The sequence below is a fragment of the Pseudarthrobacter sp. ATCC 49987 genome, from assembly GCF_009928425.1.
Taxonomy (GTDB): Bacteria; Actinomycetota; Actinomycetes; order Actinomycetales; family Micrococcaceae; genus Arthrobacter.
Window position 1 is genome coordinate 174,680 of the sequence record NZ_JAABNS010000001.1, and the last position, 19,827, is coordinate 194,506.

The window sequence follows — 19,827 nt, forward strand, 5'->3', positions numbered from 1 at the left end:
AGGCGTTCTTTGGCTGAGCTGGGCTACTTGGCCGGGGTGACGGTGGCCTCATAGGTGATGATTTCGGTGCCGTTGCCCTCTTCGCCGTTGTCGGGGGCCACCTTCATGGTGAGGTGGTCGCCGTCGGCGGTCATTTTGAACGGGTTGCGGGTGGCCACGTGCCCGGCGGTGGACCACTGCTGGAAGGGAACGTCGCGGACCACGCTGCGGGACTTAAGGTCGATCATTGCCATGCCGCCGAGTTCGTAGTTGGCGCCGGTGCCGCCGGCCGCCGGGGTCTGCGGGAGGTTGGTGATGCCGCCGCAGAGCATCTTGGAGTTGGGCACGTACTGGCAGTCCTGGTAGTCGATGAAGAAGTTCGGGTTCTCCCAGGTCGCGAGCTGCTTGCCGCGCAGATCCCATTCGGCGAAGCGGCGCGAGCCCCAGGTGTTGCCGACCAAGTGGCCGGTCTGCTTGTCCACTACTATGCCGCCAAAGTGGTCCTTCACTTCAAACTGCTTGTGCACGTCCAAGGTGTCCGCATTCACCCGGTAGATGATGGCGCTGCTGTTGGGCCGGTACTGGGCAACGGGGACCCAGACGTTGGTGCCGTCGAAGTCGATACCGCCCGGGTGGTACATGTCGCCCTCGCCCAGAATGATGTCCTTCTGGAGGTTCCCGGCCTTGTCCATGACGAACAGGTGGCCGATGCCCTTCCCGGGCGTGCGGTCAAAGCCGTCCTGCGGGACCGGGAACTTTGTGGTCGGTTCGATGATCTGAACGGCCGAGAGGAAAATGTGGTCCTCACTGAAGGCGATTCCCTCGGTGTGGTACGTGGGAAAGTTCAGGTTCAGTTTGCCGGTCTGCTGCCAGGCCGTGTTCCGGTCCACGCCTTCGAAGGCTTCGGCCAGGGCTGTGTTGCCTTCGTGGTGTGTGCCGGAGCCGGCGTCGAATCCGCCGTCCCGATCAGAGTTGCCTGCGGCCTGGGCGGCGGCGGTGCCGCCGATCGCGGAGGCGGCCAGGATGATGGCTGCGGCGGCCGTGAGGATGGTTCGGGTGCGGGTCGTGCTCATGGGGGAGCCTCTCAAAGGTTGGATCTCGACAGGACCCCGCCAAACTACTTAGTGGTCATGAACCGTTCGTGGAGGGCTAGTGAACGGCAGGCGGGGCGCCGGCTACACGAACGCCCGCGCATGCACCGGAGAGCCCTACGCCGAGCCCGGCGGGACTTTCAAGGGCTCGACCCGGCCCAGGACGAAGAGGTAATTCGCGGCGCCAACCAGCGAGATGATTCCGATGACCGCGAGCGGTGCCACGAAGGATCCCGTCTGGTCTACCAATACGCCGATCAGGATGGGAGTGAAGATGCCCGCCAGATTGGAGGCGAAGTTCTGGACGCCGCCAATGGATCCCACATGCCGGGAGCTCGGGGCGACGTCCGCAGGCAGTGACCAAATCCCGGTTGCGGCGACGGTGAGGCTGGAATAGGCCAGTGACAGTAAGGCCAGAGCCATCCATGCCTCCGGAACCACTGCGGCGAACATGATGACCGAACCGCCGATCAAGCCGCCGGAGATGGCTGCTTTGCGAACCCGGGTCACCGAGGCGCCACGCTGCACGGCGCGGTCGGCAAGGTAGCCGGCCGACCAGCCGAAGGCCACCGCGCAGATGCCGGGGATGGCTCCAAAGACGCCGAGTTTGAGCAGGTCGAAGCCTCGCTCCTTCACGAGGTAGCTCGGGAAGAAAGTGATAAAGAAGTAAATGGCGCTGTTCAGGCAAAAGAAGCCAAACATCATGCTGAGAATCGTTCGGTATTTGAACAGCGCCCGCCACGGGAGCTTCGCTGCGCCCTCGTTGTCGCTTGCTTCGCTCCGGGCGCCACCTTCCCGGATGTAGGCCAGTTCCTCGGCATTCGCCCCCGGGTGCTCCTCGGGACTGCGATAGGACTTCCACCACACTGCAGCCCAGATGAGACCGGCCACGCCGATGATAATGAAGACCGCGTGCCACGAGGTGAACGCGACGATCAGAGTGATGATCGGAAGCGCGATGACTGCGCCCACGCGGGACCCGGAATCCCAGATGCTCGTGGCAAGGGCCCGCTCCCGAACGGGAAACCAGACAGCCACCACCTTGGCTGCGGTGCTGGGGGCCGGGCTTTCACCGACGCCAAGCAGGAACCGGGCGGCGAACAACGACCAAAAATTCTGCGAAACGGCGGTCATGATAGTGAAGACGGACCACCATACGGCTGCGAGCGAGAAGGATTTCCGCGGGCCGACCTTGTCGACGTACCAGCCGGCTGCCAGTTGGCAGAAGTCGTAGGCCCAGAAGAAGGCAGCGAAGATCATGCCCTGCTGCGTTGCCGAGAGCTGGAAGTCTTTGCCCATGAACGGCAACGCCACACTGAGGCTGGAGCGGTCCAGATAGTTGATGCTGAGCCCAATGAACGCGAGCCAGATGATCATCCAGCGCCTGCGGGATCTGGTGCGGGGAACCGTGGGGGAAGGCGTGGGTGTGTGCGTGCTGGCCATGGCAGCCATACGGTCTCCTTTGACGTAACGAGGCTCTGGAAGCCTGGGCACCAGGACGGGGAAACGCGAAGGGAAGCCTCCGCCAAATCCATATCGAAATCTGGCTAATCATATAGAGGTGCGAGCCAGGCCACATCCCGGCGGACTCCCTTTAGACACATACCCCAAGGGCCGTGCCTTATGATTCCCACAGCGACTCCGTTCAACCAGCACAAAGAGGTAACCGCGTGCCCCCACGTCAACCGTCCGATTCGTCCAAAGGCAAGGCGGGCGTCAGCGACGTCTACGCGTCCATGCGGGCCTCCATCCTCAGGGGCGAAATCGCCCCCGGCACCCGCATCAACATCGATGCGGTTTCGCGCGAACTGGGTGTGTCACAGACGCCGGTCCGGGAAGTTCTTCAACGGCTCGAGGGCGACAACCTGGTGGTTTACAGTCCCGGGCGCGGCTACAGCACCACGCCTTTGCTCGATCTCCCCGCGTTGCGTGCCCTCTTCGAATTCCGGCTGCTGGTGGAGCCGTGGGCGGCGCGGTCCGCGGCCGTCGACCGACTCGCAAACCCGGCCGCAGCGCTGGAGAAGGAGCTGTCCGCCTTTCGCGCCACCATGGAAGTCGGGGGCGAGCTGCGACAGGATCTTGTTGCCCACGACACCCGCTTCCACGACTCCATCCTCGCCGCAGCCGGGAACCCGGTGGTGCGGCATGCCTTCGCTCAAACGCACTGCCACCTGCACACGTTCCGCCTCTACCCCGCAGACATCGACGGCGCCATCACCGTAGCGGAGCACTCCGCCGTGCGGGACGCCATCTCGGCCTGCCTGCCGGATCAGGCGGAGCAGGCCATGGCCGAGCACATCAGGAACTCCTTCTACCGGTTCTCCCAGGCCTTCGAGGGCGCCGAGGACCTCCCACCGCTGGAAGACAGTGGGCCTCCGAGAAGGCACATCGTCGACTGAATCGAAGCCCTGGCCTGCTGGCCGGGGCTTCTTTCTTGCCCAACCCCTTGATCTGGATCACTGTTCCTATATGATTATATAAATTCATATAGGAATTGCGCACGCTCGTGTAATTGACCAGAGAGAAGATAACTGTGACTTCCATCGTTTCCATCCGTACCCAGGACGTACGCTTCCCCACGTCCCTCGAGCTCGATGGCTCTGACGCCGTCAACGTGGACCCTGACTACTCGGCCGCCTACGTCATCATCCGCACCGATGGGGGCGACGAGGGCCACGGCTTCGTCTTCAGCTGCGGCCGCGGCAACGAGATCCTCACCCATGCGATCGAGGCCTACGCCAAGCTCCTGCTCGGCCGCGATATCGACGAACTCATCTATGACCTCGGCGGCGCCTCCAAACGCCTCATCCATGATTCCCAGCTGCGCTGGCTGGGCCCGGAAAAGGGCGTGACCCAGATGGCCTGTGGTGCACTGGTCAGCGCACTCTGGGACATCCGGGCACGGCGCGAAAACAAGCCCCTCTGGCTTCTGCTCAGTGAGATGCCAGCAGAGGAGATTGTCGACGTCGTGGACTTCACCCACATCCGGGATGCCTTGAGCCCGCAGCAGGCGCTCGATATCCTGCGCGCCGGCGAGGACGGCAAGGCCGCCCGCATCGCAGCACTCAAGGTGGACGGTTTTCCGGCGTACACGACGTCTCCCGGCTGGCTCGGCTACAGCGACGAGAAGCTGGTCCGGCTCAGCAAGGAAGCGGCAGCCGACGGATTCTCCATGATCAAGCTCAAGGTGGGTGGCGACATCAACGACGACCGCCGCCGGATGGCCCTGGCGCGCCAGGCCGTCGGCGATCTGCCCATCGCTATCGACGCCAACCAGCGCTGGGAAGTGTCCGAGGCCATCGAATGGGTCAACCAGCTCGCCGAGTTCAATCCCTACTGGATTGAAGAGCCCACCAGCACCGATGACATCCTGGGCCACGCGGAGATCCGCAAGGGCGTTTCCCCCGTGCGCGTCGCCACCGGCGAGGCCGTCGCAAGCCGCATCGTCTTCAAGCAACTGCTACAGGCCGGGGCCATCGACGTGCTCCAACTGGACTCCACCCGCGTCGGCGGCGTGAACGAGAACATCGCCAATCTCCTGCTCGCCGCCCGCTTCGACGTGCCGGTCTGCCCGCACGCCGGCGGGGTGGGGCTGTGCGAACTCGTCCAGCACTTCTCCTTCTTCGACTACGCGGCTGTCAGCGGCAGCCAGGACGGGCGCATGATCGAATACGTCGACCACCTCCACGAGCACTTTGCCGAGCCGGTCCGCATCGTCAACGGCCGCTACGCCGCGCCGCAGCTGCCGGGCACGGGAGCCGAAATGATTAGCGCTTCCCGCTCCCGGTGGGAATTTCCCGGCGGCGCCGGCTGGCTGGAGGTCGGCGACCGCGCCGCCGTCACGGGCGGTTCGCTGGCGGCCACCGGCGCGGTCCGATGACCACGGCAATCTCCGAGCTGAACGCGCAGGTTGAGGCTGCCCACACAGCGTTCGAAAAGGGCCGCGCCGCGGACCCCCGTACCCGGGGGAGCTGGCTCGACGCGGTGGCGGACGGTCTCGAGGCCGACGCGGAGACGCTGGTGGAAATCGCCGTTCAGGAGACGCACCTCGGTGAGGCGCGGTTGCGCGGCGAACTGAAGCGCACGGTCTTCCAGCTTCGCCTCCTCGCCACCGAGATCCGTGCCGGCGAGCACTTCGATGCGACCATCGACCAGGCGGACGCGGAGTGGGGCATGGGCCCGCGGCCCGACCTGCGCAGGCTCAACGTGCCAATCGGCGTCGTCGGTGTATTCGGGGCATCCAACTTCCCCTTTGCCTTTAGTGTGATCGGCGGGGACAGCGCCTCGGCACTTGCCGCGGGCTGCGCCGTCGTCCACAAGGCACACGACGGACACCTGAAACTCGCGCTGCGCACAGCCGAGGCCGTCGTCGCGGCGCTCGACGTCGCCGGGGCGCCGTCCGGGCTGTTCTCGCTCGTCGCTGGGAGGGCCGCAGCAGAGGCTTTGGTGGACCATCCCCTGGTGAAGGCCATAGGTTTCACGGGGTCGACGGCGGGTGGCCGGGCGCTGTTCGACCGCGCCAACTCCCGTCCGGAGCCGATCCCGTTCTACGGCGAACTCGGCGGCATCAATGCGGTGTTCGTGACCGAAAAGGCCTGGGTTGCGCGGCGTGACGAGATCCTTGGCGGCTATGCCGGTTCCTTCACGATGGGAATGGGCCAGTTCTGCACCAAGCCGGGACTCCTCTTCGTGCCCGGCGGCCACACCGACAGGGTCCGGGAGGTGCTGAGCGACGCCCTGGCGGGTTTTGTTCCGACCCGGCTGCTGAGCGACCGCCTGCACGAGGGGTTCTCCGACGCTGTCCGCTCGCTGCAAAGGGGGGACGGGGTGGATGTTCTCGTCGAGGGCGACTTCGCCGAGACTCCGGCGCCCACCCTGCTTCACACGACGTCTGCCGCCGTGCGCAGCGATCCGTCGATCCTCCGGCAGGAGATGTTCGGACCCGCCAGCGTGCTGGTGGAATACGGCGACGAGTCTGAGCTCCCCGCGCTCGCTGAGCTCCTGGAAGGACAGCTCACCACGACGCTGCAGGCGGAACCGGATGATGAGGTCGCCGAGCTCGCGGCACGGCTGACGGACATCAGCGGCCGGGTGCTCTGGAACGGCTGGCCCACGGGAGTCACCGTCAGCTACGCCCAGCACCACGGCGGCCCGTATCCGGCCACGACGTCGGCCACCACCTCGGTGGGCACGGCCGCCATCCGCCGCTTCCTGCGCCCCGTGGCGTACCAGTCCTTCCCCGAGGGACGGCTGCCGGAACCCCTGCGGGACGCCAACCCGTGGAACGTGCCGCAGCGGATCGACGGGACCTGGCAGGTGCCTGCGGCTCCGGCTGGGCGCACGGAACCAAGGGACGGTCAGCGGTGAGTGCGCCCGTGGCTTCTGCGGCATCGGTCCTCCCGGACGATGCGGCGCAGGCCCTGCTGGTCGGCCGGCTCTGGGACCCCGCAACGGCCGGACCCAGAGTGGTCGCGGTGCAGGAGGGTGATGTCTTCGATCTGACCGGCCTGGCGGGAACGGTCTCCGAACTGCTGGAGCTTCCCGGCCTGGCGGCCGCAATGCGTGCCGCGCTGACGGAGCCGCGGTGGAGCACTGACGACATTGTCAGTGCATCCCTGGCGCAGGAACTGGACCGTCCGCACTTTCTGGCCCCGGTGGATCTGCAGGTCATCAAGGCCTGCGGTGTGACCTTCGTGGACAGCATGATCGAGCGCGTCATCGAGGAGCGGTGCGGCGGGGACGCCAGCCGCGCCCTGGAGATGCGTGAGCTGGTGGGACGTACACTCGGCGGCAGCATAGGCTCCATCCGCCCGGGTTCAGCGGAGGCAGCCGCGGCCAAGAAAGTGCTGATCGCTGAGGGGCTGTGGTCACAGTATCTTGAGGTCGGCATCGGACCGGACCCCGAGGTCTTCACAAAAGCCCCAGTGCTCTCCTCGGTGGGGCTGGGCGCCGGGGTCGGAATTCCATCGTTCTCCACCTGGAACAACCCGGAGCCGGAATTGGTGCTCATCGTCACCTCGAAAGGGGCCGTGGTGGGCGCAACGCTCGGAAACGACGTCAATCTCCGGGACGTGGAGGGCCGGAGCGCCCTGCTGCTTGGGAAGGCGAAGGACAACAACGCGTCCAGCGCTCTGGGGCCCTTGATCCGGTTGTTCGACGGCAGCTTCAGCCTGGAGACGTTGCGCCAGGAGGAAATCCTGCTGCGGGTGGAGGGGGAGGACGGCTACGCGCTGGAGGGCCGCAACTCCGTGGCGCGGATCAGCCGGCCGTTCGAGGAGTTGGTCGCGGCGACGTACGGCAGCCACCACCAGTACCCGGACGGCTTCGCGCTTTTCACGGGCACCCTGTTCGCGCCGACTCAGGACCGGGAGGAGCCCGGGCAGGGCTTCACCCACCGGCCGGGCGACCTCGTGACCATCCGCAGCAGCCACCTCGGCGCGCTCGTGAACCGTGTGGGCGCGGCGGAGGAGCTGCCCCAATGGTCATACGGTCTGCGGGAACTCTTCGGCTATCTGCATGACCAGCGCAACGTCCCGGAATCCACCCTCAGCGCCAGCTAACGCACACAGACCGGCCGGCAGGCAGTTTGCTGACAGCCCGGATTGGGGGGAGGACGACGGTGGGAGCTTCCCGCCGTCGTCCTTCTGCGTACCGATGAATGCCCGAAAGGAACACTTTCATGAAGTTTGCCCAGATAGGCGCCGCAGGCGCCGAACAACCCGTTCTCGTCCACGAGGGAAGGCACTATGCGCTCAGCAGCCTCACCCCGGCGGTCGACGGAAACTTCCTGTCCCAGGGCGGTCCGGCGGCAGCCGCCGCCGCGCTGGCAGCGGGGACACTCCCGGAAGTCAGCGCAGCCGGCGTGCGCTACGGCGCCCCGGTGGCGCGGCCGTCGGCTGTTATCTGCGTCGGCCTGAACTACGCCGCACACGCCGCGGAATCGGGCGCGGAGCCGCCTGGACACCCGGTCATTTTCCTCAAGACCCCCAACACCGTTGCGGGTCCGGACGACGCTGTGTGCATCCCCCGCGGATCCACCCGGACCGACTGGGAAGTCGAACTCGGTGTGGTCGTCGGGAGGCGTGCCTCATATCTGGAGTCCACGGAAGCGGCCCGCGATCACATTGCAGGGTTCGTGGTGGTCGATGATCTCTCCGAGCGTGACTTCCAGCTGAACGTTTCCGGCGGCCAATGGTCCAAGGGCAAAAGCTCGCCTGGGTTCTGCCCCACCGGGCCATACCTGGTCACCCCCGAGGAGGTACACCCCGGTGATCTGCGGCTGCGCAGCTGGGTCAATGGCGAACTCCGCCAGGATTCATCCACGGCGGACATGATCTTCGACGTCGCGACCATTATCTGGAACCTGAGTCAGTACATGGTTCTCGAGCCGGGCGATCTGATCTGCACCGGCACACCGGAGGGGGTCGCGTTGTCCGGACGCTTCCCGTATCTGAAGGCCGGCGATGTTGTGGAAATCGAGATCGAAGGGCTGGGACGCCAGCGTCATGAGTTCGTAGCATGAACGGGGAGCCAGGCATGGAGTTTGAAGGTATCCGGGTCATCGTCACCGGCGGAGCCTCCGGTATAGGAGCCGCCACGACGTCCCATCTGCTCAGAAGGGGAGCCAAAGTGGCGGTGCTGGATCTTAATCCGGATGGCGTGCCCGCTTCGGCGCTCGCGATCCAGTGCGACGTCGCCAATGACGCTTCCGTCCGCGCCGCAGTCGAGCGGGTCGCGCGGGAACTGGGTGGAATCGACGTCGTGGTCAACAACGCCGGGATAGGTGCGCAGGGCACTGTTGCGGATAACGACGACGCCGAATGGCACCGCGTTTTCGACGTCAACGTGGTCGGGGCAGTGCGCGTATGCCGTGCAGCACTGCCCTACCTCCGGCGGTCGCCCGCCGCCGCCATTGTCAATACCTCTTCCCTTGCCGCCACCGCCGGGTTGCCGGCCCGCGCGTTGTACGCGGCAACCAAAGGAGCTGTGCGGGCCCTGACGATGAGTATGGCGGCGGACCACATCCGTGAGGGAATCCGGGTCAACTGCGTCAATCCGGGCACCGCAGACACGCCATGGGTCAGCCGCCTGCTGGGCCAGGCCGAGGACCCGGCGGCAGAACGCGCTGCGCTGGAGGCCCGCCAGCCGCACGGACGGCTGGTCACTCCGGAAGAGATCGCAGCAGCCATCGCCTACCTTGCGAGCCCTCTTGCCGGCTCGACCACGGGAACCGAACTAGCCGTCGACGGCGGCATGCAGGCGCTGCGCCTGCGTCCGGCCGGTTAAGAGGCTACGGGCGATCCGGGGTCATCCGCACGAGCGTGGCTTCAGCCAACGCAGTCGGTTCCTCGTCGAATGCCCGCGCGAAGCGGTAGAAGGAGTTGCGGATGTGCTCGCTCATCGCATTTTCGGCCGCGCCTGGATCCTGGGCTGCGATAGCTTCGCGAATGGCGTGGTGCTCCGTCAGGGTGATCCGGCCGTCCATGTCGGCGGGGTAGAGCCGGAACATGTGCAGATGGCAGTGAGTCTGGACGTAGGCCTGCTGGACGACTTGGTTGCCGGCAGAGGCCAAAATCAGGTCATGGAAGCGTGCATCGTGGGCCACCAGGTCCTGGCGCAGGTTTGCCGTGTCATCGACGTGACGCTCGAGCGCTGCCAGCTCTGCCCGCAGGGCTCCGGCCGGGTTTGACAGGCGCTCCACCGCGGCAGAGCGCGCCGCCCAGGGCTCAACCAGAAGCCGGAACTCGAACAGGGACCGGAGCTCCGAAAGGCTCAGCAGCGGCGTCGTGCTGTAACCGCGGCTTGGGTAATACATCAGCAGGTTGTCGCCCTCCAGGCGCTGCAGGGCTTCTCGGACCGGGGTGTGGGACACTCCCAGCCGCCTGGAGACGGCGTCGATGTTAATGCGTGTGCCCGGGGTGATGTCGCCGTCCAGTATCGACTGGCGAAGTGCCGAGTAGACCCCGCCGGCAGCGACCTTGGTCAGCGCGGCGTCGCTTGCGGTTGGTGCCGTCATTTGTCTTTCCTCTCTGTGGCCGCGCGCACCCCATGCGGGCGCCCCGCTGGCAACTGGGCGACAGGCCCAAGTTCGCAAAGCTTGACCTGGATCACATTGCATATATGATACAACATATTCCTATACGATCCTCGTCGTGAAAGCGGCCGGGGACACCCGGGCCGTCAGCGCCCACTTCCGATACGCACTAACGATCACAGGAGAGTTCCCATGTTCAGAGCAACACCGAAGTTGCTTCTTGTTCCGGCCGTCGCTTTGGCCCTGGCGGTGGGGGGCTGTTCATCGAACGGCGCCGCTAACGCCGGCGCCGCACCAGGAGCCGTGGCGGACAGCCATCTCACGAAGGTTCTCAAATCGAAGACGGTCAAGATTGCCGTCAGTGCAGACTCCCCGGGTTTCGGGGTAATGAATTCGTCTGGGGACCGTGAGGGTTTCGACATTGACGTCGCCAACGCGCTTGGTGCCTCGCTGGGCGCAAAGGTCGAGTTCGTTACCGCCACGAACGAAAGCCGCATCCCTTTGCTGCAGACCGATAAGGCGGATGTCGTGATTGCCACTTTCACTGCTTCGGATGCGCGTGCCCAGGTAGTCGAAATGTCTGACCCGTACGCTGCCAGCTCCACGGTCTTCATGGTTCCGGCTGGAAGCCCGATCACCACCTACGCCGATTTGGACGGCAAATCGGTGGCCACCTCCAGGGGCAGCGTGGGCGAGCAGATCCTCAAGGCCAGCTTCCCCAACGCCAAAGTGACGGGGTTCAACACAACGGCCGACTCCATTCAGGCGCTCAAGAGCGGCAAGGTGGACGCTTTGATCGAAAACAACGCCATCGTTGGCGGCCTGGTGAAGAAAGAGCCTGCCGCGTTCCAGGTCCTCAAGGGCGACCCGATCAAGCCGGCACTGTTCTCGATCGGCGTTAAGCCGGGAGACCAGACGTGGCTGAACTACCTCAACAACTTCATCCGGAACTACAACATCTCCGGACAGAACGAGGCCTCGCTGCAGAAGTGGTTTGGGCTGAGCCTGCCCCCCTTCCTCGCCCACTAACAGAAGTCGGACGCACCCTCCAGCGTGGGTGGAGGACCTGAAGTTCTCCACCCTCGCTGCCGTTCACGAACAGGACCCTTTGCACATGGCTTTATATTTTGGAGACCTTCTCCCGTACAGCTCGCTTCTTCTGGAGGGGCTTTGGACTGCGTTGTACATCACCCTCGTGGCCATGCTGGCGGGAAGCGCGCTCGGTGTTGTCGTGTACCTGGGGAAGGCCGGACCCGGAAAATCGGTAAGCGTCCTCTGCACCTGCTACATCGAGGCCATCCGCAACACGCCTCTGCTCGTGCAGCTGTACCTGATCTACTTTGCCCTTCCCGGCCTGGGTATCAACCTCGAGCCCGTCTGGGCGGCCATTATCGGCCTCACGCTGAACAATGCCGCTTACACAGCCGAAATCTACCGCGCAGGGTTCGAATCGGTGCCCCGCGGCCTGCGTGAGGCAGGGAAAGCGCTGGGCATGAAACCCGCCCAGATCGTCCGCTACATCGTGCTGTTGCCGGCCACCCGAAACGTTTTCCCCGCACTGACCAACCAGCTCATTCTGCTGTTCTTGGCCTCGTCGATTGGATCCATCATCTCGCTCCCTGAACTGACCAACGCGATCATGAGCGTCAGCAACACCACGTACCGGACCATTGAGGTGCTTGCCGTCGGTGGGCTCCTCTACCTCGGAGTATCAGCACTGATGTCGCTGGTCTCAAAGCGGGCCGAAACGACACTGTTCCGGTGGGCGGTGGGGACGCATGTTTAGGGACTTCGAGTGGCAGGACCTCGTGCCCCTGGCCGAGGGGGCGTGGCTGACCATCCAGCTCTGTGCTGTGTCCGGAATACTCGGAGTGATCTTCGGCCTGATCCTCGGCATCGCCCGGACTTCCCCGAGCAGAATTGCGCGCTGGATCAGCACCATCTACATCAGCTGCGTACGCGGGATTCCCGTGCTGGTCATCATCTTCTTCGTCTTCTTCGGGATTCCGTTGCTGTTTCCGGGCCTGGAACCGGACAAGTTTTCCTCGGCCGTGATAGCGCTGACCTGCTTTGCTGCCGCCTATGTGGCTGAAATCGTGCGCGGCAGCATCGAAGCTGTCGCCAAGGGGCAGAGCGAAGCAGCCGACGCCTTGGGCCTCGACTACTGGCGGAAACTGCGGTACGTCATCCTGCCCCAGGCGGTAAAGATCATGGTTCCGCCCGGCATCGGCTTCCTCATCGGTCTGGTCAAGGACTCGTCGCTGGTTACCGTCACCGGCCTACTCGAGCTCACTCACGCGGGAAACGTTGTCACCAACCTGACTGGTGATCCCATCAAGACATTCCTGGTTGTAGCCGCCATGTATTTCGTCATTTGCTACAGCATCTCCCTGTTGGGGCGGCTGTATGAGAAAAGGACCGGGATCCACGTCGACCCCCTCAAACTCCCAGAGCCCGCGGGCCTCTAGAACGGAATATTGACAGTGATTTTTGTTGAGAACCTTAATAAGAAGTTCGGACCAAACCATGTGCTTAAGGGGGTGGACTGCCACATCCGTGAGCGGGAGGTCGTGTGCGTCATTGGCCCCTCGGGTTCCGGGAAAAGCACCTTTTTGAGGTGCATGAACGGCCTGGAATCGATCAGTTCCGGCAGTATCGTCATCAACAAACACAGGCTGGACGACGCAAAAACCAACATCAACCTGGTTCGGCAGGAGGCGGGGATGGTCTTCCAACATTTCAACCTCTTCCCGCATTTGAAGGTCATCGACAACGTCATGCTTGCCCCGCTCAAAGTAGGGAAGGTTTCGAAAGAAGAAGCCCGCGCCAAGGCCGAAATGCTCCTGGCAAAGGTCGGCCTCGCAGAAAAAATGGACACCTTCCCGGGGAGCCTGTCGGGCGGCCAGATGCAGAGGGTTGCCATCGCCCGGGCGCTGGCGATGGACCCCAAAATCATGCTTTTTGACGAACCGACCTCCGCCCTCGACCCCGAGATCGTCGGCGAAGTGCTGGCGGTGATGAAGGACCTGGCCAATGAAGGTATGACCATGGTGGTCGTCACCCACGAAATGGGCTTCGCCAGGGAAGTAGCCGACCGAGTGCTTTTCATGGATCAGGGGCTGATCGTTGAGGAAGGCACACCGGAGCAGATCTTTTCCTCTCCACGGCACGCAAGAACGCAAGGTTTCCTCAGCAAAGTTCTCTAAGCGCCGCCAGCCCCGCGACCTGTGCTCGCCTTGCCGTGGCGTTTCCCGGCCTGGACCGCTTCCACGACTTGGGCCATGGCGTCCAAGGGGCACTTTGCTTATACTCCCTCAACCATTGCAAGGAGCATCTCCATGACCGCTGCCACATACAACGGATCTCGAACCTTCGGCACCATTGAGACGCGCCCTGCCGCGCCGCGACCAGGAGAGGTTCAAATCGCGGTGTCGTATACCGGGCTTTGCGGAACCGATCTGCATATCTTCCACGGTGACATGGACGCCCGCGTCAGCATGCCGGCGATCATTGGACACGAAATGTCCGGTGTCATCGCCGACTTGGGTGAAGGCGTGACCGGGTGGGCCGTCGGCCAACCGGTAACCGTCATGCCCACCCGGTCCTGCGGTTCATGCCCGGCGTGCAGTCGTGGATATGGAAACATCTGTCACAAGCTGGACTTCATCGGCATCGACTCCGACGGCTCGATGCAGAGCTCTTGGAATGTGCCTGCGGAAGTCGTCGTCGCCTTACCCGAGGACCTTGCGCTTGACGAGGCGGCCCTTATCGAGCCAACCGCAGTGGCCGTCCACGACGTTCGTCGTGCGAGATTAGTCGCCGGCGAATTCGTCGTCGTCATCGGCGGTGGCCCGGTTGGCCAACTTATCGCGGCTGTCGCGCTGAAACGGGGCGCTCGCGTAGTGCTTGTCGAGCTGGACCCCAGCAGGCGGGCTCTCGCGAAAGAATCGGGCATCAACGCCATTGACCCGCGCGAGCAGAACCTGCTCGACCTCGTGATGCGGGAAACGGATGGAGCCGGAGCCGATGTGGCTTTCGAAGTCTCCGGCGCAGCGGCCGGCGTGAACTCCGCCGTCGAAGTGCTCACCACCCGGGGACGACTCGTCATGGTGGCGATTCATCCTCAGCCCAAGGAGATTGACCTGCACCGATTCTTCTGGCGGGAGCTGGAAATGTTCGGTGCACGGCTGTACCAGCGCGAAGATTTCGAGGAGGCAGTGAGGCTTGTGGCCACCGGCTCGATGCCGGCAAGACGTCTGATCTCGCGGATCGTTACCCTGCACGACGTCGAACAAGGTTTCCTGGCGCTGGAGTCCGGCGGCGCGATGAAAGTCCTTGTCGACTGCCGTGCTGTTGCCGGGGTCACTTCATGAGCGTTGGCGGACTCTTCGACCTCACCGGACAGACTGCCGTCGTCACTGGAGCACGGCGGGGTATTGGCCTTGCCATGGCTGTGGCCCTGGCCGAGGCGGGAGCGGACATCATCGGGGTGTCGGCCAATCTCGAGTCCGAAGGCAGCATCGTCGCGCAGCGTGTTACGGATCTTGGGCGCCGGTTCACTGGTATTCGCGCGGACTTTGCCGACCGTGAAGCCGTACGCGGACTCACGGACGACCTGATCGCTGGGGGACCGATCGACATCCTTGTCAACAACGGCGGCACGATTGCCCGGATGCCGGCAGCGGAGCACCCAGACGACATGTGGGATCAAGTCATCGAAGTGAACCTCTCCACTCAGTTCATGCTGAGCAGGGAAATCGGCAAGACAATGATCGAGCGGGGCAGCGGGAAGATCATCTTCACGGCCTCACTACTCAGTTTCCAAGGCGGCATTAACGTACCGGGGTACACCGCGTCCAAGGCTGGCATCGCCGGTCTGACCAAAGCTCTGGCCAACGAGTGGGCGCCCAGGGGCATCAACGTCAATGCGGTTGCGCCCGGCTACATTGCCACCGATAACACCCAGGCGTTGCAGGATGATCCTGTCCGCGAAAGGGGCATCATCGAGCGAATTCCCGCTGGTAGGTGGGGGCGCCCCGACGACCTCGCCGGCGCAACGGTTTCCTCGCCTCCCGGGCCTCGGACTACGTAAACGGGGTAATCCTTCCCGTCGACGGGGGATGGCTGGGCCGCTGACGCGAACCGTGTGCCGCGTGCGCCGTGCCTCTGCCCCCTCAACCCTAAGGAAATGTCCTTGTCCTCAATCCCAATCCCTGCCGTTGCAAGCCGTCCCGCGCCATCGCAGATCCTGCTCGATACCCGGGTGATTGCCGTCATGCGGGCATCCCACGCCAGCGCCTACGCGCCGGCCATTGAAGCACTTCTCAAGGGCGGCGTGCTCAGTGTCGAACTGACTTTGAGCACGCCCGGAGTCTTCGAAGAACTTCCGCGGCTTCAGCAGTGTTTCGGCGTTAGTGCCGAATTCGGGGTGGGGACTATCACCACCGTTGCCGAGGCGCTACGGGCAATCGAGGCAGGGGCGAAGTACCTCGTAACTCCGCTGACAAATAAGGCCATCATCGCGGCCGCCGTCGAACATGGGGTTGCCGTCTACCCGGGCGGCCTGACGCCGACGGAGTTGTTCGCCGGCTGGTCGGCCGGAGCTACCGCCGTCAAAGTCTTCCCCGCGTCGGTGGTTGGGGCGGGCTACGTTTCTATGCTCCGCGGCCCGTTTCCCGACATCGAACTCGTTCCGTCGGGAGGAGTGGGCATCACCGACGCCGCAGCGTGGATCAGCGCTGGAGCACTCGCCGTCAGTCTGGGTGGACCGTTGATCGGCGATGCCTTCCACGGCGGAGATCGGAAGCAGCTCACCGAACGCGCCGTGCGGCTGCGCGGCCTTGTCGACGAGGCGCGGGGGGCGAAGTGAATCTCTCCATTCCATCGGCCCCGTACCTTGTGACCATGGGGGAGACGATGGCGCTCCTCACGGCAGAGCATCCGGGACCGCTGGCCCACGTCTCGACAATGGGCCTTGGCATCGGTGGCTCCGAATCGAACGTGGCCATCGGCGTGCAGCGGCTCGGGGGGAATGCCGTATGGTGCGGGCGGGTGGGCGCCGATTCCCTCGGGCAGCTCGTTGCACGTGAGATACGGGCGGAGGGAGTTACGGTTCGGATTACGGAGGACCCAGCAGCCCCGACCGGTCTTATGCTGAAGGAACGCCGCACTTTGTCGACGCAAAAGGTGAGCTATTACCGCGCCGGCAGCGCCGGCTCACGCATCTCACCCTCAGACCTTGACCGGCTCCTGATCAATGGCGCCTCAATCTTGCACGTCAGCGGCATAACGCCGGCACTGTCCGGATCCGCTGCGGCAACGGTCCGAGAGGCCATGGAGTTGGCGGGGGAAAACGGGGTGACTGTCTCGTTCGACCTCAACTATCGGGCCAACCTCTGGACTGCGGACGCCGCCGGCCATTCCTACCGCGCGCTGATTCCCCTGGCCGACGTCGTCTTTGCCGGCGGCGACGAAGCAGCCCTGGCGGTCGGGAATGCGGAAAGCCCGGCTGAAATGGCAGAGCGCATGGCTGCCATGGGCCCAGCCCAGGCAATAATCAAGCTGGGCAGTGAGGGGGCCGTCGCTTTCATTGACGGTGAACTATTCCACCAGGGCGCCATGCCAATCAAGCCTGTGGATACCGTTGGCGCGGGTGACGCGTTCGTCGCCGGCTACCTGACGGAACTCATGGCCGGCAGCGCCCCGGCACAACGACTTGAGCTCGCCGCCAAGACCGGAGCTTTTGCCTGTCTTGCCTATGGCGATTGGGAAGGGCTCCCGCGGCGGGCGGAACTTGGCCTTCTGCAACAAAACGAACCAGTGACGCGATAAGGAGGAACCGAGCTCCGGCTGCGCCTGTCCGTTGGCGCTGCGGAAACGGCCGTCCCGGCGGACGCGGACGCGGCGGAACACCAGGTGTTGGCCAAGGCCCTGCTGTTCGCCGCCGACCACGACATGTACCGGGTCAAGACCGAGATGCACGGAGCCTCGGGCGCCAGGCCGCCGACCGTCAGACGCGTCCCTTGAGGATCAGGTTCCAATACATAAACGGAAGCCCGAAGCGCTTGAGCAGCCACATGTCGCTGCGGTCATCTCGCTGTTGAAGCGGAGTTCGACGCCGTACTTGGCCACCACCCGCTCAAGCTCGTCGGCGAACACCTTGACCCCGAACATGCCCGGCTCCCAGTCCAACTGGATGCCGGGAGAGACCACGAGGTAGTCATAAGTGACGGAACCACCGGAGGCGAGTGCGACACTGCGCCGCTCAGGGTCGATGTCTGTTGCGGCGTCCTTAAGCCAGGCGGCCCCTTGGGGCATGACGGATGCCTGCGGACGGACCGATTCGTTTTGGCTGGCGGAACCGCCTCCGACAGGGTCCACAACGGCTGATAGTAGTGCCGTTCGCTCGGCTCGATCACACCGATATCGGTCCGTCCTGCACGGCGGAGCCGGGCTGCAACGCTCAGCCCCGCGTTGCCGCCTCCGATGATCAGGATCTCGTGGTGCATGCTCATGGAAGACGCCTCTCTGCGAGCCGCATGCGAACCGGCCCGCGGTCATCACCTGTTCATGGTCTGGCGCCAACCCGCCCGCGCCAGCGGAGCTGGGCACTTTGACCGGCCCCTGACATAGAACGACGACGGCGGGAGACTCCCGCCGTCGTCGTGGTGTTGCGTCGTGCTGTGGTTGCTACAGGTTGACCGTCTCGAGGTTGGCTTCGCCGTGGTTCAGGCTGAGCGTGAAGGTGTTGGGGCCGCTGGCGTGGACGGCGATGTTGCTCTTGGGGGTGTTGTGGCGGACCGAGAGGTCATGGACGAGGGCGTCCAGCTCGCTGTGCATGTTGGAGCGGTCCCAGAGCTTGTGGGTTACAGAGGTGGCAGTTTCAAACGTCATTGTTCAGTGCTTCCATTCATGATCCGGAGGTCCGGCTGCCGCACCGATGCGGAGCCGCCGTGTGGCCAAACCGGGAACGTTCCGGGACCGTTGGCGGCTCTGCGAGCTCACCGGTTTGGCCTCATTGCGTCCACCAGGATGGGTAAAACTTTTGCCGCTGGTCCGCTGCGGCGCGTGGCGTCGCCGTGGTCAGGGCCGGCTCGGCGGGGTTTTGACATCCATGCCTTGCCTTTCCATAGTGCACAGCGCGGCGCGCGAGGCTCAAGCCAGATAGTGATTATTGCGGGTGAGTCTCATCACAGCCAGGTGACTGCAGGATGGGTTCCGGAACTCGAGCGCCCGCTGGGACTTCCTGCAGCGCCGCGTCCAGAAAAGCCGACGTCAGACTCGAGTGCGGACTAGGGCCGGCCCCGCTTGGGTCGAAAACGGGGAGTGGGCGTGTGCGTGCGGCTCAGGCCGCGGGCGGGTGCGGGGGCGACCGGCACCGGGCCGCCGGGTTCCGGTCCCGCTGCGGCAGCGGCCCGTCCGTAGCGGGCGGCCAACGGCGCGGCGCTGAATCCATGGGCCAGGACGCTGAGCAGCACGGTGGCTGTAATGACGGCCACGGCCTCATTGGACACTGGTCCGAGGGTTTCCAGCGCCAGGAGGACGAACACGAGGGAAGCCAGGCCGCGGGGACCGAACCATCCCACGAACAGGATGGTGTCCCGGTTCAGGCCGGCACCAATCGAGGCCAGTGCCACCGGCAGCATGCGCACCACCGTGAGGCTGAGCACCGCATACACAATGGTCAGGGGGACGAAATGCGCCAGCATGGTCGGAACGGCGATGGCGCCGAATGCCAGCCACACGAGCAGTGAGACCAGCCCGCCCATCTGTTCGACGAAGACGAGTTCAGCCGGCACCCGTTTGCCGCTGCACGTGCCGAAGGCCAGCCCGCCGCAGAACGCGGCAACGAATCCGTTGCCGCCCACGGCGAGTGCGGCGGTGTAGGCGAGCAGGCTCAGGGCGAGGACTCCGATGCCGGCGAAATCCTCGACGGCCGTCCCGTGCCGGCGGGCCAACTGCAGCAGCCACCCACCCACGGCGCCGGCCGCGGCCCCGACAGCGGCGCCGATGAGCAGCTCGACGGCCGCGCTGCCAGGAGCCGCGGCGCTCTCCAGGCCCGCCGCGGCGGCTGCCCCGGCAATCGCGACCATGACCACCGGGGTGGCGATGCCATCGTTGAGGCCGCTCTCGACGGTGATCAGCTGGCGGATCCGTGACGGCACCGCCGGGTTCGTCACCACGGGGACCCCGAGGGCGGCGTCGGTAGGGGCCAGCGCCGCGCCAACGAGAAGGGCCAGCCACAGCCCCAGCTGGGGGAAGAACCAGGCGGCCAGAACCCAACCGGACACGATCGTCAGCGGCAGGCCGACTCCCAGCAGCCGCGCATAGCGGCCGAGGTCGCGGCGCAGCTGCTGGAGGGGCAGGCGGGCGGCGTCGGAGAAGAGCACCCACACCAGCGTGACCTCGACCATCGGGGTGAGACCTGCCGGGGGAGAAGCGGCGTCGACCAGTCCGGACCAGGCCATGGCCGCGCCGACAGCGGTGAACACAATCGGCGCGGTCAGGTCCGCCTGCTGCAGCCGCGCCGAAACCAGTGCCCACGCGAACAGCGCGGCGGCGATGAGAACGATGGTCGTCAACTCCATGACGGACCTGCCCCCGATTCGAGCAGCCGGATGGGTCCGTCCACAGGGACCACGCTCCCTCCGCCACACAAGAAACTAAACGAGCCCTACGGTTCAGTACACAGCCCGGCCCGTCACGGCGACAGAGAACTAAGCC

The 19,827-nt window shown here is 64.7% G+C and carries 20 protein-coding genes; 14 read left to right on the plus strand and 6 right to left on the minus strand.

What is annotated here, in order from left to right:
- Positions 1 to 23 precede the first annotated feature (23 nt).
- Together GXK59_RS00825 and GXK59_RS00830 are read right to left on the minus strand one after the other, a co-directional pair.
- Positions 24 to 1,052, minus strand: coding sequence for a DUF6454 family protein (locus GXK59_RS00825; protein ID WP_160663585.1), 1,029 nt, complete (start codon positions 1,050 to 1,052; stop codon positions 24 to 26).
- Positions 1,053 to 1,187: 135 nt separating this feature from the next.
- Positions 1,188 to 2,522, minus strand: a complete 1,335-nt coding sequence (locus GXK59_RS00830) for an MFS transporter (RefSeq protein ID WP_160663587.1) — start codon at positions 2,520 to 2,522, stop codon at positions 1,188 to 1,190.
- Between the two features lie 218 nt (positions 2,523 to 2,740).
- Between GXK59_RS00830 and GXK59_RS00835 the strand changes: the two genes are divergently transcribed.
- The 6 genes from GXK59_RS00835 (at position 2,741) to GXK59_RS00860 (ending at position 9,356) form a co-directional block, all read left to right on the plus strand.
- On the plus strand, positions 2,741 to 3,469 hold the full coding sequence (locus tag GXK59_RS00835) for a GntR family transcriptional regulator (protein ID WP_237393723.1): 729 nt from the start codon (positions 2,741 to 2,743) through the stop codon (positions 3,467 to 3,469).
- Positions 3,470 to 3,603: 134 nt separating this feature from the next.
- Positions 3,604 to 4,950: an enolase C-terminal domain-like protein gene (locus GXK59_RS00840; RefSeq protein ID WP_160663589.1), complete on the plus strand. Its 1,347-nt coding sequence runs from the start codon at positions 3,604 to 3,606 to the stop codon at positions 4,948 to 4,950.
- The gene (locus tag GXK59_RS00845; protein WP_160663591.1) at positions 4,947 to 6,437 is read left to right on the plus strand and encodes an aldehyde dehydrogenase (NADP(+)); all 1,491 of its coding nucleotides are present in this window, start codon (positions 4,947 to 4,949) and stop codon (positions 6,435 to 6,437) included. The genes GXK59_RS00840 and GXK59_RS00845 overlap by 4 nt, the downstream gene beginning before the upstream one ends.
- An 8-nt stretch (positions 6,438 to 6,445) precedes the next feature.
- Positions 6,446 to 7,630, plus strand: coding sequence for a fumarylacetoacetate hydrolase family protein (locus GXK59_RS00850; RefSeq protein ID WP_237393724.1), 1,185 nt, complete (start codon positions 6,446 to 6,448; stop codon positions 7,628 to 7,630).
- Positions 7,631 to 7,749: 119 nt separating this feature from the next.
- The gene (locus tag GXK59_RS00855) at positions 7,750 to 8,592 is read left to right on the plus strand and encodes a fumarylacetoacetate hydrolase family protein (RefSeq protein WP_160663595.1); all 843 of its coding nucleotides are present in this window, start codon (positions 7,750 to 7,752) and stop codon (positions 8,590 to 8,592) included.
- 14 nt (positions 8,593 to 8,606) lie between these two features.
- Complete coding sequence (locus tag GXK59_RS00860; protein WP_160663597.1) at positions 8,607 to 9,356, plus strand: SDR family NAD(P)-dependent oxidoreductase; 750 nt, start codon at positions 8,607 to 8,609, stop codon at positions 9,354 to 9,356.
- Positions 9,357 to 9,360: 4 nt separating this feature from the next.
- Here GXK59_RS00860 and GXK59_RS00865 read toward each other — a convergent pair whose 3' ends face one another.
- Entirely contained in the window at positions 9,361 to 10,086 is a 726-nt protein-coding gene (locus GXK59_RS00865; protein ID WP_024365426.1) for a GntR family transcriptional regulator, read from the minus strand.
- Between the two features lie 210 nt (positions 10,087 to 10,296).
- Here GXK59_RS00865 and GXK59_RS00870 point away from each other — a divergent pair, with 210 nt between their 5' ends.
- The 8 genes from GXK59_RS00870 (at position 10,297) to GXK59_RS00905 (ending at position 16,935) form a co-directional block, all read left to right on the plus strand.
- Positions 10,297 to 11,133 (plus strand): transporter substrate-binding domain-containing protein, encoded by an 837-nt coding sequence (locus GXK59_RS00870; RefSeq protein ID WP_272927696.1) that lies wholly within the window; start codon positions 10,297 to 10,299, stop codon positions 11,131 to 11,133.
- Positions 11,134 to 11,218: 85 nt separating this feature from the next.
- Positions 11,219 to 11,890 (plus strand): amino acid ABC transporter permease, encoded by a 672-nt coding sequence (locus tag GXK59_RS00875; protein ID WP_160663601.1) that lies wholly within the window; start codon positions 11,219 to 11,221, stop codon positions 11,888 to 11,890.
- Entirely contained in the window at positions 11,883 to 12,572 is a 690-nt protein-coding gene (locus tag GXK59_RS00880) for an amino acid ABC transporter permease (RefSeq protein WP_024365429.1), read from the plus strand. Before GXK59_RS00875 ends, GXK59_RS00880 begins: the two co-directional genes overlap by 8 nt.
- Positions 12,573 to 12,581: 9 nt before the next feature.
- A complete protein-coding gene (locus GXK59_RS00885; RefSeq protein ID WP_272927697.1) occupies positions 12,582 to 13,310 on the plus strand; it encodes an amino acid ABC transporter ATP-binding protein in 729 nt (242 codons plus the stop codon).
- A 132-nt stretch (positions 13,311 to 13,442) separates the two neighbouring features.
- Positions 13,443 to 14,477, plus strand: coding sequence for a zinc-dependent alcohol dehydrogenase (locus tag GXK59_RS00890; RefSeq protein ID WP_160663605.1), 1,035 nt, complete (start codon positions 13,443 to 13,445; stop codon positions 14,475 to 14,477).
- Complete coding sequence (locus GXK59_RS00895; RefSeq protein WP_337248050.1) at positions 14,474 to 15,196, plus strand: SDR family NAD(P)-dependent oxidoreductase; 723 nt, start codon at positions 14,474 to 14,476, stop codon at positions 15,194 to 15,196. The genes GXK59_RS00890 and GXK59_RS00895 overlap by 4 nt, the downstream gene beginning before the upstream one ends.
- 102 nt (positions 15,197 to 15,298) lie before the next feature.
- A complete protein-coding gene (locus GXK59_RS00900; RefSeq protein WP_237393726.1) occupies positions 15,299 to 15,973 on the plus strand; it encodes a bifunctional 4-hydroxy-2-oxoglutarate aldolase/2-dehydro-3-deoxy-phosphogluconate aldolase in 675 nt (224 codons plus the stop codon).
- Positions 15,974 to 16,008: 35 nt separating this feature from the next.
- Complete coding sequence (locus GXK59_RS00905; protein ID WP_160663609.1) at positions 16,009 to 16,935, plus strand: sugar kinase; 927 nt, start codon at positions 16,009 to 16,011, stop codon at positions 16,933 to 16,935.
- 198 nt (positions 16,936 to 17,133) lie between these two features.
- Here GXK59_RS00905 and GXK59_RS00910 read toward each other — a convergent pair whose 3' ends face one another.
- The 3 genes from GXK59_RS00910 to GXK59_RS00920 form a co-directional block, all read right to left on the minus strand.
- Complete coding sequence (locus GXK59_RS00910; RefSeq protein WP_237393727.1) at positions 17,134 to 17,421, minus strand: FAD/NAD(P)-binding oxidoreductase; 288 nt, start codon at positions 17,419 to 17,421, stop codon at positions 17,134 to 17,136.
- Positions 17,422 to 17,793: 372 nt separating this feature from the next.
- A complete protein-coding gene (locus tag GXK59_RS00915; RefSeq protein ID WP_160663611.1) occupies positions 17,794 to 17,997 on the minus strand; it encodes a hypothetical protein in 204 nt (67 codons plus the stop codon).
- A 398-nt stretch (positions 17,998 to 18,395) separates the two neighbouring features.
- Entirely contained in the window at positions 18,396 to 19,691 is a 1,296-nt protein-coding gene (locus GXK59_RS00920; RefSeq protein ID WP_160663613.1) for a cation:proton antiporter domain-containing protein, read from the minus strand.
- Positions 19,692 to 19,827: the final 136 nt, after the last annotated feature.